This window comes from Desulforhabdus amnigena (assembly GCF_027925305.1).
In the GTDB taxonomy this organism is placed as follows: domain Bacteria; phylum Desulfobacterota; class Syntrophobacteria; order Syntrophobacterales; family Syntrophobacteraceae; genus Desulforhabdus; species Desulforhabdus amnigena.
Genome location: NZ_BSDR01000001.1, coordinates 610,183 through 625,984, shown reverse-complemented (window position 1 = coordinate 625,984; position 15,802 = coordinate 610,183). Strand labels below are relative to the sequence as shown.

At 52.7% G+C, this 15,802-nt stretch carries 13 protein-coding genes; 6 read left to right on the top strand and 7 right to left on the bottom strand.

Going from position 1 to position 15,802, the window contains the following annotated elements; all coding sequences use genetic code 11:
• Positions 1–340: 340 nt before the first annotated feature.
• The 3 genes from QMG16_RS02805 to QMG16_RS02795 all read left to right on the top strand — a co-directional run bounded on the left by QMG16_RS02805 (position 341) and on the right by QMG16_RS02795 (position 2,804).
• Positions 341–1,687, top strand: a complete 1,347-nt coding sequence (locus QMG16_RS02805) for a TrpB-like pyridoxal phosphate-dependent enzyme (protein ID WP_281792147.1) — start codon at positions 341–343, stop codon at positions 1,685–1,687.
• Between the two features lie 182 nt (positions 1,688–1,869).
• Positions 1,870–2,280: a hypothetical protein gene (locus QMG16_RS02800; protein WP_281792146.1), complete on the top strand. Its 411-nt coding sequence runs from the start codon at positions 1,870–1,872 to the stop codon at positions 2,278–2,280.
• Between the two features lie 74 nt (positions 2,281–2,354).
• Entirely contained in the window at positions 2,355–2,804 is a 450-nt protein-coding gene (locus tag QMG16_RS02795) for a DUF8738 domain-containing protein (RefSeq protein WP_281792145.1), read from the top strand.
• A 24-nt stretch (positions 2,805–2,828) separates the two neighbouring features.
• Here the strand turns inward: QMG16_RS02795 and QMG16_RS02790 are convergent, their stop codons facing one another.
• Both QMG16_RS02790 and QMG16_RS02785 read right to left on the bottom strand, forming a co-directional pair.
• Positions 2,829–2,999: a hypothetical protein gene (locus QMG16_RS02790; protein ID WP_281792144.1), complete on the bottom strand. Its 171-nt coding sequence runs from the start codon at positions 2,997–2,999 to the stop codon at positions 2,829–2,831.
• 75 nt (positions 3,000–3,074) lie between these two features.
• Positions 3,075–3,818, bottom strand: a complete 744-nt coding sequence (locus tag QMG16_RS02785; RefSeq protein ID WP_281792143.1) for a glycerophosphodiester phosphodiesterase — start codon at positions 3,816–3,818, stop codon at positions 3,075–3,077.
• Between the two features lie 182 nt (positions 3,819–4,000).
• Here QMG16_RS02785 and QMG16_RS02780 point away from each other — a divergent pair, with 182 nt between their 5' ends.
• Positions 4,001–5,404, top strand: coding sequence for a sigma-54-dependent transcriptional regulator (locus tag QMG16_RS02780; RefSeq protein ID WP_281792142.1), 1,404 nt, complete (start codon positions 4,001–4,003; stop codon positions 5,402–5,404).
• Between the two features lie 36 nt (positions 5,405–5,440).
• Here the strand turns inward: QMG16_RS02780 and QMG16_RS02775 are convergent, their stop codons facing one another.
• From QMG16_RS02775 to fadR, 4 genes are all read right to left on the bottom strand, one after another.
• Complete coding sequence (locus QMG16_RS02775) at positions 5,441–7,486, bottom strand: 3-hydroxyacyl-CoA dehydrogenase NAD-binding domain-containing protein (protein WP_281792141.1); 2,046 nt, start codon at positions 7,484–7,486, stop codon at positions 5,441–5,443.
• An 11-nt stretch (positions 7,487–7,497) separates the two neighbouring features.
• Positions 7,498–8,709, bottom strand: a complete 1,212-nt coding sequence (locus QMG16_RS02770; protein WP_281792140.1) for a thiolase family protein — start codon at positions 8,707–8,709, stop codon at positions 7,498–7,500.
• Between the two features lie 146 nt (positions 8,710–8,855).
• On the bottom strand, positions 8,856–10,715 hold the full coding sequence (locus QMG16_RS02765) for an acyl-CoA dehydrogenase (RefSeq protein WP_281792139.1): 1,860 nt from the start codon (positions 10,713–10,715) through the stop codon (positions 8,856–8,858).
• A 33-nt stretch (positions 10,716–10,748) separates the two neighbouring features.
• Entirely contained in the window at positions 10,749–11,357 is a 609-nt protein-coding gene (fadR, locus tag QMG16_RS02760; RefSeq protein WP_281792138.1) for a fatty acid metabolism transcriptional regulator FadR, read from the bottom strand.
• Positions 11,358–11,909: 552 nt separating this feature from the next.
• On the opposite strand from fadR, the gene QMG16_RS02755 reads away from it, so the two are divergent.
• The gene (locus QMG16_RS02755) at positions 11,910–13,538 is read left to right on the top strand and encodes an MBL fold metallo-hydrolase RNA specificity domain-containing protein (RefSeq protein WP_281792137.1); all 1,629 of its coding nucleotides are present in this window, start codon (positions 11,910–11,912) and stop codon (positions 13,536–13,538) included.
• Positions 13,539–13,668: 130 nt separating this feature from the next.
• On the opposite strand, the gene QMG16_RS02750 is transcribed toward QMG16_RS02755, so the two are convergent.
• Positions 13,669–14,469: an inositol monophosphatase family protein gene (locus tag QMG16_RS02750; RefSeq protein WP_281792136.1), complete on the bottom strand. Its 801-nt coding sequence runs from the start codon at positions 14,467–14,469 to the stop codon at positions 13,669–13,671.
• A 352-nt stretch (positions 14,470–14,821) separates the two neighbouring features.
• On the opposite strand from QMG16_RS02750, the gene QMG16_RS02745 reads away from it, so the two are divergent.
• Positions 14,822–15,790, top strand: a complete 969-nt coding sequence (locus QMG16_RS02745; RefSeq protein WP_281792135.1) for a DMT family transporter — start codon at positions 14,822–14,824, stop codon at positions 15,788–15,790.
• The last annotated feature ends 12 nt before the right edge of the window (positions 15,791–15,802 follow it).

The following is a 15,802-nucleotide window of genomic DNA, read 5'->3' as shown; positions in this document are numbered from 1 at the left end:
TATTGATTTTATAACATGCACATGAGAGAAGTTTTGCATCAATGCAAAAAGAAAATTGCGACAACTATGATCGCTTGATCCTGCGTTGATTTTTCTGCCGTGAGTTCTCTTTTTAACTCCCATAACCGGAACGGTCACAACGAAAAATGAAAAAAGGCAGTGAGCTACAAGGCAATAGGGAAAGCGGGAAACGCTCTTGAGAAGCGATGTTATCGTGAGCCATGGCTACGAATCATGAGCCTTTTTCAAATTTTATGGACGATGCCGATTTGATGGATCTTATACCAATGACCCTTCAACCCCAAGTCTTTAAACTCACAGTCAGGAGGTTGGCCGCTTTATGAATCATCGAATTATCCTGCCGGAAAACGAAATGCCCAACAAATGGTACAACGTGCTTCCCGATCTTCCGGAACCCTTGCCGCCCCCATTGCATCCGGAGACCCTCGAACCCATCGAACCGGAGCAGTTGGCGCCGATCTTCCCCATGTCCCTCATCGAACAGGAAGTCTCTTCCATGCCCTGGGTTCCCATCCCCGAGCCCGTCATGGAAGTATACCGCCTTTACCGTCCCACTCCACTCGTTCGCGCACATCGACTGGAGGCAGCCATAGGCACCAGGGCTAAAATTTATTACAAGAACGAATCCGTTTCCCCTGCCGGTTCGCACAAGCCCAATACAGCCATTCCCCAAGCCTACTACAACAAGACGGAAGGGGTCAGGCGCATTTCTACGGAAACAGGTGCGGGACAGTGGGGCACGGCACTCTCCTTTGCCTGCAAGATGTTCGGCCTGCAGTGCACAGTCTACATGGTTCGCTGCAGTTATGAGCAGAAACCCTACCGGGGTATTCTCATCCGGGCCTACGGAGCGGAAGTTTTTCCGTCTCCCTCGGAGCGTACCCGTTTTGGCCGTCACCTCCTCGAGACGGACCCTCATTGCGGTGGAAGCCTCGGAGTCGCCATTTCCGAAGCCATAGAAGATGCGGTGTCGCGCGGCGACACCAAGTATGCGTTGGGGAGCGTTCTCAATCACGTTATCCTGCACCAGACCATCACAGGGCTGGAAACCAAAAAGCAGCTGGAAATGGCTGGAGAAAAACCGGACATTCTCATAGGATGCGTTGGAGGGGGAAGCAATTTTGCAGGCCTGGTTCTGCCCTTCGTTCCCGACAAGCTTTCAGGAAAGCCCATGCGCTTCGTCGCGGTGGAACCCCAGGCATGCCCTACCCTCACGCGAGGCGAATATCGCTATGACTACGGGGATGTTGCCCGTTTGACTCCCCTGCTCAAAATGCATACCCTTGGCCATAACTTCTTTCCACCTCCCATTCACTCCGGCGGCTTGCGCTATCATGGGGAATCCCCCATACTCAGCCATATTGCCAAGCTTGGACTGGTGGAAGCCAGAGCTTATTATCAGACGGAAGTGTTTGAAGCAGCCATGCTCTTCCTGCAAACGGAGGGTTTCCTGCCGGCACCGGAAACCTCCCATGCCATTAAGGCAACCATCGACATAGCACGTGATGCGGCTCCCGGCACCGTGATCACTTTCCTCTATTCAGGACACGGACTCCTGGATCTCGGTGCGTATGACACGTATCTGAGAGGTGATCTTAAAGATGAGGAGTATTCCGCGGAAGACATCCAGGAAGCGTTGAAAGCATGCCCCAACGTGGGTTTCTAGAGCACGGCGGACTTTCATCCTCTCCCGATGGACAAAAGTGCAGTGCTGCTCACCGGGAGGGGATCCGGCGTCGTTGCGATGGGCAAGGAGAAGACTTTACCCACCCTGCGAGGGGATGAATGTAGCTTTTAAACCGCTCGTTGCCTCGTTATGGTAAAATATAGTCAATAAAGGGGGCACAAATGAAAAAAAACTTCATTCTGATCACTCTCTTCGTTGTACTGGCGGGCTGTGCAACCATGAGCGCGTCGAAACCCCATGGGGAACCGACGGTTTTCTGTGACGTGGTAAGCCCGCCGGATCCCCTACTCCTGGGGGGATGGCAGATTGTCTACGTGCGAACCACAGAAACGGGACAGTCAGACTCCAACCCCGTCAAATATTGGCTCACCAAACATGGAGACAAATACGCACTCTACTTCGATCGCATCACTCGAGGTGGAAAGAAACGTTATCTCGGCTGGAAAGCATGGACGATCAATGGAAATGAAATTTCTTCGGATACCGGAGTGAGGATATTCGCAGAAAAAGGAAATGTCTATTACTCCTGGAAGGGACAGGAACCGGGCAAAATGCGTCGCATAAGCGAATAAGTTTTTCCCACTGCGATACGCTGGATGCCGGCACCAACTCACAATTTCGACATTCGTTTGGAACAGGACAAACCATGAAGCAAAAGTGGATGTTCATCCTGGCAGGATTGATTATCGCCATAGGTATGATCGGTTGGACACGGTCCGCCTACTACCTCGTCACCCAACCGTCCGGGGCCGGCCCTCAAACAGCAACCGCTCCCTTAACGGAGACCCAAGCCATGAAAGCAGACTCTCCTTCTGAAGAAATCCGCAACCCCGCATTGGATAGAATGCTGATTCAAGCCAAAGAAGACCTGGCTGCCAGGCTATCCATCCAGATAGATGAGATCGACCTGGTGGAAATGCGCCCTGTCATCTGGCCCGACTCCAGCTTCGGATGCCCAAAACCCGATATGGCTTACACCCAGGTGCAGTGCGACGGGCTGCTCATTCTTTTAAAAGCCAGAGATCAAATATATGAATACCACAGCGGCTCCGGCCAAAAACCCTTCCTTTGCGAGGAACCTTTCAAAGCAAAATAGTCCCTCAGCCATTGTCTTTTTTGCTCACTCCCCAATGGCTGGGACGCCCACAACAAAGCATGAAAAGGTAGGCAGAGATCGAACAGCACTGGCCATGCTGTTTTTGATCAGCAGGAAGTTGCGGGGCAACCGATCCGCCATTTCCACATTCGCATCTTCGAAGCTATCGTTTTGCAGCGTAATAATGTAATGCATCTTTCCACCCTACTCGAAGTTTCCCGGATCACAGAATATACAAGGCGTTTCTCCATCAGGCGGGATGCTTCGTCATCATCTTGCATCAGAAAGGGAATGGACCAGGGATTGGATCTCGGAAGCGTTGTTGGAAAAAATCCAATCTACCCCACGGTTCAACTCTCTAAACAGACAATTTTTTGAACCGACATATCCAGTCCCCACCTGTTGCCCATGCTTCTTGTGCTTCGAGATCATTTCATCTGTCAAAAGCGAGTAATGTCCTGCAATCCCCCCAAAGTTTTCATGAATGGACATTGCACTGAGCTCACGCAAATTGAGCCGGGCAATGGGAAGGAAGGTTGAGGGGGGCAAGAAGTCAACAGCATGGAACATTTCCGGGTGAAGAGCAAGAAAGTGGTAATCCTTCTCAGGTTCCAGCGTGGAGAAAAGATCCCTGAGAATCCGCTTCTGGTAGGCCGGTTCCGGATAAACCTCTTTCTTGATTTCAACCATGAGATGCATCTTTTTGCCAAATTTTTGTATGACTTCCGCAAGCAAAGGAATCACTGGAAACGCTTTCTGAAGTTGAGCAAAAGTAACCTGCTGGATCACAAGCTCTGAGCCAAATAACCTTTGACAGTCCATGTCATGGAAAACTACCGGCTGCAAATCCCGTGTCCAGCGCACATCGAATTCGACTCCCCATATCCCGCAGGAAAGAGCTTTATCGAACGCCGCAATCGTGTTCTCAAGGATTTCGCTGTTATTGTATTCCCCGCGATGGGATATGATTTTGCAATTCTTGAGTCTTTCGGAAGCCGGACAAGGCTGTGGCATGAGAGAGTAAAATCCATCGATGACTCGAAGGAGAATTTTTTTAAATTTCAAAGGCAAATGCATACAAACCTCATAACGATTACGGTTTGGCTTCTTCCTCCTTTACCTGGTCTCATCGAGTGTATAAAATCTATCCACCTCAAAGAGAAACCGTGGTCAATCACTATCGAGGAGAAAACAAAATGACAAAATCCCTGTCAGCATTGGTACTGGTGGTGGATGATGACGCAGCACACCGTCTCATGCTGGCAACTCTTTTGGAAGAATGGGGCTACCGTGTGGTCGAAGCCGCAGAGGGTCAGAAGGCCCTGGAAGTGGTCTATAAAGGCCCGGTGGACCTGGTCCTGATGGACATGCGCATGCCCCGTATGGGCGGAATAGAAGCCACACGGGGGATATCCCAGTACAATCCCTCCATTCCCATCATCATCATGACGGCTTACTCCTCCATTTCTTCCGCTGTAGAAGCCCTCAAGTCGGGAGCTTACGACTATATCACAAAGCCCCTGGACTTCGATGCGCTTAAACTGGTGATGGAACGGGCCCTGGAACATACACACCTGCAACGGGAAAACGAGGGATTGCGCCAACAGTTGGCGCGGTTGCAAGCCCCAGAGATACTGGGCCGCAGCCCCGCCATGGAACAGATGATGGAAACCATCGCCCTGGTCGCTCCTTCCGAGGCGACCGTGCTCATCACCGGGGAGAGCGGCACGGGCAAAGGATTGGTCGCCCGAGCTATTCATACCAACAGTTCCCGCTCCACAAAGCCCTTGATCGAGGTCAACTGCGCAGCCATCCCCGAAACCCTGGTGGAATCCGAACTCTTCGGCCATGAAAAAGGAGCCTTTACGGGGGCCAACCGGCAAAGGCAGGGGCGTTTTGCCCAGGCCCATGGAGGAAGCATCTTCCTGGACGAGATCGGGGAGCTGAGTCTTCCCATGCAGGCCAAATTACTGCGAGTGCTTCAGGAGGGGGAAATCCAGCGCGTGGGAAGTGACGCGTCCATCCCGGTGGACGTCCGCATCCTGGCGGCCACAAACTGCAACGTCGAAGAAATGATTGCAGAGGGTACGTTCAGAGAAGACCTCTACTACCGCCTGAACGTCATGACCCTGGTGGTTCCCCCTCTCAGGGAAAGGATCGAAGACATTCCCATTCTGGCCAGGCATTTCTGGGAGGGGTTCGCGGAAAAAAACCGCAAGACCGTAAAGGGAATGGTCCCACAGGCAATGGACCTGCTGCTGAAGTATTCCTGGCCCGGAAATGTGCGAGAGCTTGAAAACGTGATGGAAAGAGCGGTGATTCTGCTTCGAGGGGAATACATTTCCGAAAAAGAACTGCCTCTGAGCATTCAGAAGTTAAAAGATGAAGAGGAATCGCCCCATGCAGCCGGGAGTATGGGGCAAATGGGGCGATTCCTCACCATGGGTTCTACCCTTGCCGAAATGGAAAAGCGGATGATCCTCCAGGCACTGAAAGAGACAGGGGGCAACAAGAGCGAAACGGCCCGTCGTCTGGGAATCACGCGGCGAACGCTCCAGCTCAAACTCAAAAAGTACCTTGAAGAGGAAGGTGAAGCCTGATGTCCCGGTCCCTGCAGCGCAGAAGGAAAACCCATTCTAAAAACTGAAAAAGACCTTCTGAAGCACCTTGGGCGTAATGCCTTCAAGATCCAGGTACATGGTGAGACCTCCCATGAAAAAAGGCCATCCCGCCCCCAAGATCATGGCAAGATCCACATCCTTCGAACCTCCCACCACTTTTTCATTCAAGATGAGATCCGTCTCCCGGGCCAAGCCGTAGAGAACCCGCTCTCGAATCTCTTCGGGATAAAATTTCTTCTCCCCAGCTTTCACCCACATCTGCTCCACTTCAGGATCCACCCGGCTAGATTTGCCCTCGCGGATATAGATCCCCCCTTTCTTTGCAGCAACCACTCTCTTGAAGTTTTCGTTCACGGGGAAACGTTCCGCGCCGAAGGCACGGCTCAACGTTTCCATCACATGAAGGGCAACGGGAAGCCCTACCAGAGAGAGCAGTTCAAATGGGGCCATGGGAAGCCCAAGTGCAAGCAAAGCATCATCCACATGGCGAAAGCCGGCGCCCTCATCCACCAGCGCGAGACAGTCCACCAGCATTCTCGTGAGGATCCTGTTGACCAGAAAAGCCGGGGAATCCTTCACCAGGATTCCGGTTTTCCTGAGTTTTTTCGCAAGGTCGAATGCCGTTGCCAGGGTCACTTCATCGCTCTTTTGAGTCTTGATGATTTCCACCAGCGGAAGGACCGCCACGGGGTTGAAAAAATGAAAGCCGATCACCCGTTCCGGATGCTTCAGGTCTGAAGCCATCCGAGTCACACTGAGAGAAGAGGTGTTGCTCGCCAGGATCGCGTCCGGCCGGATCGCGGCTTCTGCTTCGGCAAAGACCTGTTTCTTGATCTCCATCTGCTCAAATACGGCTTCTATGACAAAATCGCAGTCGGCAAAATCCGCATAATCCGGAGTGCCTTTGAGCAGACCGGAAAGATAGGAGGCTTTTCCATCGCTCAGACGCCCCTTTTCCACCATTTTCCGGAACTCATTCCGAACATGGGCGCAACCCTTGTCTACAAGCTCCTGCTTCACATCTTTCATCACCACCGGCACACCCAGGCGGTAGATGAAAAGTTGCGCCAGTTGCGACGCCATGAGCCCCGCGCCGATGATTCCCACTTTGTTGACGGGCTTCGGCTCTGCTTCGGGAATTCCCGCGGGTTTTTTCGCATAGCGGTTCACCAGGTCAAAGGAGTAAATGGAGGCCTTGCACTGCTTGGATTTTATGAGGTCCCCAAGGGCCTTGTTTTCTTCCTCGAAACCTCGCTCCACATCCCAACGGCACGCCCCTTCGATGAGTTCCAGAGCCCGGTAAGGGGCGGGGGCGGCTCCGTGCACTTTGCTCTCCACAAATTCCCGGGCTTTGCCTACGAGTTCTTTCACATTCGCCATCTCAACCGCAGGGCGTTCCACTAAAGCATTTCCTGAAACGATACCGAGCAGAAAACGAAGAGACTCGTCCAGGAACTCGGCCCCGTCGAAAATTCTGTCGGCCAGTCCCATTTCATAGGCCTTGGCGCCGCCGATCATGCGGTTTTGATTCAAGGCATTGAAAACAATGAGTTCAAGGGATTTATCGGGGCCCAGCAGTTTCGTGGCCAGAGTGCACCCTCCCCACCCCGGAATGAGACCCAGAAAGCATTCGGGGAAGCCAATGGCCTGAACACTGCGTGCAACCGTCCGATACCGGCAGTAAAGAGTGATTTCCAGGCCGCCTCCCAGCGCCACACCGTTGATGGCGGCCAGTGTCGGGAAGGGAAGATCCCGAATCCTTTTCATCACCGTGTGGCCGAATTTTCCGATCCGGTAGCCCTGCTCAAAGGTAGTGATGAAGGGAACTTCCGTAAGATCCGCTCCGGCAGCGAAGATATAGGGTTTTCCCGTGAGCATCATCCCCTTCACATCCCCCACCGCGAGGATCTGGTCCAGCGCTTCATTCAGGGACTGCAGGGCCACCTCGCTGAAGGTGTTGGGTTTCTTGTAATCGTGACCGTTGTCCATGGTGACGATGGCGATTTTTCCCACGGGTGAATCGTAGAAGCGATTGTAAAAACGGGTTACCGGCTCTGCCATGGTCTTCCCCTCTACTCGTCCTTTGGCGTTTTGTTTCCCTGGGTCTGCAGGTTTTCCCAAATGGCGGATGCGCCCTGCCCCAACCCCACGCACAGAGCCGTGAGGCCGTAGCGCGCGCCGGGCGCCTCAGCGAAATGGTGCATCAGATGCGTCACCAGCCGCGGTCCGGAACCCGCCAGCGGATGGCCGAATGCAATGGCCCCCCCCAGGGGATTGAGCCGCTCGTCGTCGGGAAATTTCAAACCGAACTCCTTCATGAAGACAATGCACTGCACGGCAAAGGCTTCGTTCAATTCGATGAAGCTCATGTCATCCATGGTGAGGCCTGTCTGGGCAAAAACCTTGTGGGTGGCCGGCACGGGACCATACCCCATGATTTCCGGCGGAACTCCGGCGTAAGAGTATCCTACGAGCCGCATCTTGGGCTGCAGCCCAAGCTCTCTGGCCTTATCCCCGCTCATAAGCAGAACACCGCAAGCTCCGTCGTTCAAACCGGAGGCATTTCCCGCCGTAACCCGTCCCTGCATCCGGAAGGGGGTCTTGAGGTCCGCCAGGCCTTCCAGGGTCGTTTCGGGGCGGGGCTGTTGATCCCGGTCCGCCACCATCCACCCTTCCCGGGTGTAAACGGTCATAGGAACGATCATTTTCTGGATTCTGCCGTTCCGGTAGGCTCTCGCGGTTTTCTGCTGGGAATGCACGGCATAGATATCCGCCATTTCTTTGGTGATTTCGGGGAACATGTCATGCAGGTTTTCGGCGGTCTTCCCCATCACCAGGGCATCTTCGGAAACCAGCTTTTCCGCCAGAAATCTGGGATTGGGATCTGCCGTTGCGCCCATGGGATGATGCCCCATGTGTTCGACGCCTCCCGCAATGGCCACCTCGCAGGCGCCCAGGGCAATTTCGGATGCCGCACTCGTGATGGCCGTAAGTCCTCCGGCACACATGCGGTCCACCGAAAAACCGGAACAGGACGGGGGCAGGCCCGCCAGAATGGCCGATGTGCGTCCGAGAGTCAGTCCCTGGTCTCCTTCCTGGGTCGTCGCACCCCAGACATTTTCCTCCACCATTTCGGTCGTCACTCGAGGATTGCGCCGCAGGAGCTCACGAATGACCTTCACCACCATGTCATCAGCCCTCGTGAGCCAGAAAAATCCCTTTTCGCCGGCCCGTCCAAAAGCGGTCCGGATTCCATCCACAACGACCACATCTCTCGACTTCATGAGAAATCCTCTTGTCTGTATGAAAAAAAAAGGCTCATGGCTCATGGCTGATAGCTCATGGCTGATAGCTCATGGCTGATAGCTCATGGCTCATGGTTGATGGCAGTGGAACTCTTTAAGGGCATTGCACGCGAGGCCCTTGGGGATCAGTCCAGTGCAAACCCATATTCCGGTATTTCCAAGGCCGACTTATCGTTGTTCATGATGGCTCGCGCTTTTCCTCCCACCTGAGTCAAAACCTGGTGAATGAAGAATCGAGCCGAAGCCGTTTTTCCATAGTAGAACGCTGCACTGCGGTTTTCATCCAAAAGTTTTCTTTGGGCCGCTTCATTTTCGGCCTTGTGATCCTTATAGATTTCACGCAGTCTCCGGTCGGCCAGGTGAGCCTGCCATAGCAGCAAAAAACCGATGGTGACCTCACCACAAAGATCAAGATAAGGCTTGGCGTAGAGGAGGGGGATATGGAATTCGTCCGTCATTCCCTTGAGGGCAAAGAACTTCGTGACCTGTATCAGGCTTTCCTGGGCCTCTTTATAAATTTGCACCAACTCCCTCAGATGAAAATTTTTCTCTATTTTATTCAAAATTCCGCTCATGGATTGCATGGCGTTCTTGAAGAGCTGCCCGTGCTTTAGGGTGAGTTTTCTCCCCACGAGGTCAAGGGCCTGAATGCCATTGGTGCCCTCATAGATGGATGAGATCTTGCAATCGCGCAGAAATTGTTCCACGGGATATTCGCAACAGTATCCATATCCACCGTAGACCTGCACCGCCGTCTCACAGACGCGGAATCCCAGGTCGCTTCCCATGGATTTGCAGATGGGAATCAGAAGATCCACGTACCCCTGAAAAACGTCTTTCTCGTCCCGGTTTTCCGCAATGCGTACCCTGTCGATGCAATAAGCGGCCAGATAGAGAAGTGCGCGCAATCCCTCGGTGCTGCTCTTCATGAACATCAGCATGCGGCGCACGTCGGGATGCTGGATGATAGGAACCCGTGGGGAATCCGGATCCTTCATGCGCTCGGCGGGAGCCCCCTGCAGCCGTTCCCTGGCGTAGCGAAGGGCATGCAGGTAGGCGGTGCCGGCATGGGAGAGCCCCTGCATCCCCACGAAAAGACGGGCTTCGTTCATCATCTCGAACATGATGCGCATGCCCCCGTTTTCCTGCCCCAGCAGATAGCCCACGCAGTCGCTCCTCTCCCCGAAGTTGAGTGCACAGGTGGCTGACCCGTGAATCCCCATTTTATGTTCGATGCCGGCACAGTTGACATCGTTGTCCACCAGTTTTCCCTTTTCATCGTAGCGCAGGCGCGGCACCAAAAAGATGGAAATGCCCTTCACCCCTTTGGGCGCCCCCTCGATGCGCGCCAGAACCATGTGCACGATGTTTTCCGTGAGATCATGCATTCCCGAGGAAATGAAAATTTTCTGACCGGATATATTGAAGGTGCCGTCAGGATTGCGTGAGGCCTTGCTTCGCAGGTTTCCCACATCGGTTCCCGCACCGGACTCCGTGAGACACATGGTCCCGGCCCATTCCCCCGAAAACATCTTGTGGAGGTAAAGATCCTTCAGCTTCGGACTTCCGTAGTTTTCCAGCAGACGGGCCGCCCCGTGAGTGAGTCCCGGATACATGAAAAGAGCCCAATTGGCCGCCCCGAAGAATTCCATGCACGCATTGGCGATGCTCATGGGAAATCCCTGACCGCCCACTTCCGGGGAATCGCTGATGGCGAGCCAGCCCCCCTCGCAGTAGAGCCGATAGGGTTCATGAAAACACTCCGGCACCATCACCCTCCCCTCCTCGAACCGGCAGCCCTCGAGATCTCCCTTCCTGTTCGTGGGATAGAATTCTCTTTCGGCCAGTTTTTCTGCCTGCTCGATGGCCATGTCGAACATGTCTTCTGAAAAATCCTGGTACCGAGGATGCTTACACAGCTCCTCCACGTGCAGTTGTTCATAGAGAACAAACTTGACATCACGCTCATCCACGAGCAGCTTCATCCTCACTCCCTCCCGATTGTTTGTCGTCGTGTTTCAATTCTTTTCCGGCAGGGAAGCATCCTGCCGGATGCCATTCAGAAAAATATCCGTTACGGAATCGGCAAGGGATTCCAGGTCGTAACGATTTCCCGCAAGGACCCACGTGGACACCAGTTCGTCCAAAGTACCGAAAATGGCCCGTTTCACGAGTCCGACGGGCAGGTTCTGCCGGAAATGGCCGCTGCGCTGCCCCTCTTCAATGATACCGCCGATGAGGTCCAAGTACTGTTTGAGTTCCAGCTTCTTGTACTCGCGCATAAACCGGCTGCTCTGGCGGAGCTCCACCTGAAAAACCGCAGCCAGTTCTGGATAAGCCTGCAATTCTGAGAGATGCATTGCGATGATTTTTCGGAGCTGTGAGGGGGGATCTTTTTCAGCGGCAATGGCGCTTCGAAATTTGGAAACGAGCGCCTGCATCTCCACTTCAAAGACAGAGATCAGAAGATCTTCCTTGTTCTTGAAATAGAGGTAGATGGTGCCGTCAGCGACACCCGCCGCTTTCGCTATTTCCGAGACCTTGGATTGATAGAAACCTTTTCGCGCAAACACTTTGACGGCCGCATCGAGAATGCGTTGATGTTTGTCTTCATTCTTATTGCGCATGGGCACTCCGGGACTTCTTTCCAATGACCCCCCATGACGGGGCGGTCACAACGAAGAATGAAAAAAAGCAATGCAAAGCGACAGGGAAGGCGGGAAGCGCTCTTGAGAAGCGATATTATCATGAGCTATGAGCTATGAACCATGAGCCTTTTTTCATATAAACGAGTGAGCGAGAGATACCATTCCGTCTCTTTTTAAACTTCCGACAGGTTAGAGCATTGAATGATTATTCATTCAATGCTTTTAGGATTTCTTCTATCCCCCTGTCAAGAAGAATATCCCAGGAAATGTGGAACTCGGAAACCGAACGTCCATATAAGAAAGGCTCATGGTTCATAGCTTATGGCTGAGGATAACATCGCTTTTCAAAAGCGCTTCCCGCTTTTCATAAGACATTGTACCTCGTTGACTATTTTTCATTTTTCGCTGTGACCGTTCCGGTCATGGGAGTTCATTGGCATTGACAAAAAAGGCCGTTTGAAATTTAAGGGAAGAAACCCGTTTGAAACTTGCATTCTTTGTGCGTCACCTTCTGATAGAGAAAGGCACCTCATGCAAATCACCTGTTTGGGCGCGGTAGGGTGTGTTACCGGTTCCTGTTTTCTCCTGGATAACGGAAAGAAATACCTGGTCGACTGTGGACTGTTTCAGGGCGGTAAAAAAATGGAGGACATGAACCGGGATCCATGGGGCTTCAATCCGCGTGACATCTCGGCTCTCTTTCTCACACACGCACACATCGATCACAGCGGGCGCATTCCCAAACTCGTACGGGACGGTTTCAGGGGGAAAATCTATACCACCCTGCCCACCGCAGAGCTCGTCAAGATCCTGCTCCTCGATTCCGCTCACATACAGGAAATGGAATCCACCTGGCAAACGCGCAAGAACCGCAGGCGGGGTTTACCCGACCAGGAACCGCTCTATACCGTGGAGGATGCAGAAGCATGCTTTCCCCATCTGGAAGTGATCCCGCGGGATGAAATGCTAAAAATCCACGATGAATTGAAAGTCCGGTTTCGCAATGCAGGCCATATTCTCGGGTCTTCCATACTGGAAATCTGGGCCGGTCCCGGTCCCCTTCCGCACAAAATCGTTTTTTCAGGAGACCTGGGCAAAAAAGACCAGCTCATCGTCCGGGATCCTCACTCCATATTCAATGCAGACACGCTTTTCATTGAATCCACCTACGGGAACCGCAATCACAAATCCTTCGAAGAAAGTAAGAAAGAATTGCTTGAAGCCATCAACTACAGCTACGGATACAAGGAAAAAGTGATCATCCCCGCTTTCGCTGTAGAGAGGACCCAGGAAGTCTTATATGTTTTGGGAGAATTCTTCCGCCAGGGAGTCATTCCGTCAATACCCGTTTATCTCGATAGTCCGCTGGCCATTGCCGCCACCGAAATATTTAGAAAAATGCAATCCTGCTACGATGAAGAAGCGTCAGCCATCGTGGCGAGTGGAAAGGATCCTTTTGACTTTCCCCAATTGATTTTCTGCAGGAGCTCCGAGGAATCCATCGCCATAAATGAAAGTCCAGGGCCGGCCATCGTCATTGCGGGCAACGGCATGTGTACGGCGGGCCGGATCAAGCACCACCTGAAACACAACATCTGGCGCAAGGGTTCATCCCTGGTGATTGTGGGTTTTCAGGCGGAGGGAACGCTGGGAAGGGCCATCGTCGAAGGTGCCAACAGCATCAAGATCTTCGGAGAAAAGCTGCTGGTAAGAGCCAGGATATTCACCATTGGCGGCTTTTCCGCCCATGCCGATCAAAGGGACCTCCTAGGATGGCTGAAACACTTTGAAAATCCCAAAATGCAGGTAAACGTGATCCACGGGGAAAAAAGCGTCAGTGAAGGTTTTGCCGCACTGGTCCAGAAGCGGTTGGGATTTTCCTGCAGCGTCCCCGCCATTGGTTCTGTCATCAAGTTGCCACCCTACCTGTCTGAAGTTGCACCGAAGAAAATGGAAAAAGCGGGATGGCAAGAACGCCTGAACGAAATGACGATAAGGATGGAAGAAATCAAGGCTCTGTGGGAAAGTTTGCCTTCCGCGCAAAAGACTCAATTTGCACAACTGTTGGAAGCACGGTTGGCCGAACCTCAACATCACCTGGACGCCATCTTTGAGGAAGCAAAAAAACTGGCGGACAAGAATGGACAAAAAGCCGGGTGAGGATGAAAGGAGGCCGGAGGGGGATGTTTTTCCGGTTTGCCAAATCTTGACACCCCCCTTGCCCCCCTCAAGGGGGAATTTTCAAAGAACCCCTCAGCCTCGTAAAAAAATATGGATCGGACAAGAACCTTCAGACTTCTTTTTGCAGGTACATCTGCACAGATGTATGGGCACCCTGGGGCGCGGCGATGAGATGATCTTCAATCCTCTGTCCGTTGAGATAATCCGCGAGATGAAATTCCGTTCCGTCCAGCTTGCGAATTTCTCCTCCCGCCGCCTTGAGGATGATCTGAGCCGCCGCCAAATCCTGATAGGAAACATGAGCGAGGAGTGCAGCCTCCGCACGTCCCCTTGCCACATAGCAGATGTGGGCCGCAGTGCATCCCAGATTTCTGATTTTTCCAGGAAAAGTCGATCGGTAATGATTGTGGAAACGGGAATACGTCAAGAGGAGACTTTCATTGCTGATCTCACCCGTTTCAGGAATTTTTATCTCTTCCTGGCCCCAGTAGGCCTTTTGACCGGCATGGGCGTAAAAAAGATCCCCGGTCACCGGCATGTAAAAAACGCCGAAGACCGGCCAGAAATTCTCCAGGAGCGCAAGAGAAATGCCCCATATGGGAATTCCCGCTTGAAAATTGGCTACACCATCCAGCGCATCGTAAATCCAGAGATAACTTTCCTGCCCGTGCACATAGTCCTCCCTGGGCAGGTTATCTCCAAAAATCCCATGCTCCGGATATTGTGCATGAAGCTCGTTTTTGAACAAATCAACCAGATGGAGTTCAGCTTCCGTAACAAGCGCCTCATCGAACTTTACCTCGGGATTGCCTTTGCCGTAATAACGAAGCGCCTCATCTCCTGCACGCCGAACCGTATCGATGGCGAACTGACTCAACTCTTCAATGCTGGGATTGGCCAACTGCGTCATTTCCCCTCCTTAAAAAAGATGTTCGTAAACGAAAACCCTCCTGAAACATCCACCCCGTCACCCGAGCAGCCTCTTTGCTGAAGAATGCAAAACGATGGGGCCTTGAAGCTCTTCTTCGGATTATGTTAGCAGAGCACCGATAGATGGCAATGAGAAAATCGGAAGATGCACCTCCCCTTTCTCATTCAACCCGGCGCTCCCCTTGAATTTCCCCATTTTCAATTCTATACTTTTTCATACGGCTGCAATGCGCTGTTTCAACCGCCGGATTTTCCTTTTTCGAAATGCCTGAAAAAGCAGTTCGTCGGAAGATCCATACAGACAACTTTTTTTAATGCAAGGCTTTGAATTCATGGATCAATCGGCTTCCATTCCCAAGCGGGGTTACCTTTATGTTGCCCTGGGCGCCCTTCTTTGGGCCATTTCCGGATCATCGGCGAAGTTTCTCTTTCAACAGGGAGTGACCCCTTTTGATCTGGCCCAGGCACGGGTCACGCTGGCATCGGTTCTCCTCTTCCTCTGGCTGCTTTTACACCGCCCTTCCCTTCTCCGCATCTCATACAAGGATATCGCCTATTTCGTCGTCCTGGGAGTCGCAGGCATGGCGATGGTGCATTTGACCTATTTTCTCGCCATCAGCAAAATCAAGGTTGCGGCCGCCATATTGCTTCAATATCAGGCGCCGGTGCTCATTGCCCTCTACGGCGTCATCGTGGCAAAGGAAAATCTGACAAGATACACGGTACTGGCCATTCTGGGGGCCATCGCCGGCTGTTACCTCGTCGTAGGCGCCTACAATCTTGACCTACTGACTTTAAACCGCGAGGGAGTCATTTACGGGCTCCTTTCCGCCATGGCCTTTGGAGGGTACTCTGTGTACGGCGAACGGGGGATGCGCCGCTACGATCCCTGGACAGTGCTCTTCTATGCGCTTCTGATAGCCGCCATTTTCTGGAACAGTGTGCATCCTCTATGGAATGCAGCGCCCCCACCTTTCGCTTCCGTCTTGAGAAGCTACTCTCCCGTTCAATGGGCATGGATTCTCTATATCGTCGTTTTGGGAACGATTTTACCCTTCGGCCTCTATTTTCAGGGAATCAACCTCATCCGTTCCACCCGCGCCAGCATCACGGCGACATTGGAACCCATTACAGCAGGCGTGATTTCCTACATATTTTTGAGAGAATCCCTGTCATCCTTGCAAATTCTGGGAGCGATTCTCGTCATTGGAGCCATCGTCCTCCTGCAGCTGAGGCAGGAATACGACGACAAGACGCCGGCTCTCATTCGCGCCCGCAGCAATACTGCGAAAGCAGCATGAAATGAAGTGAAC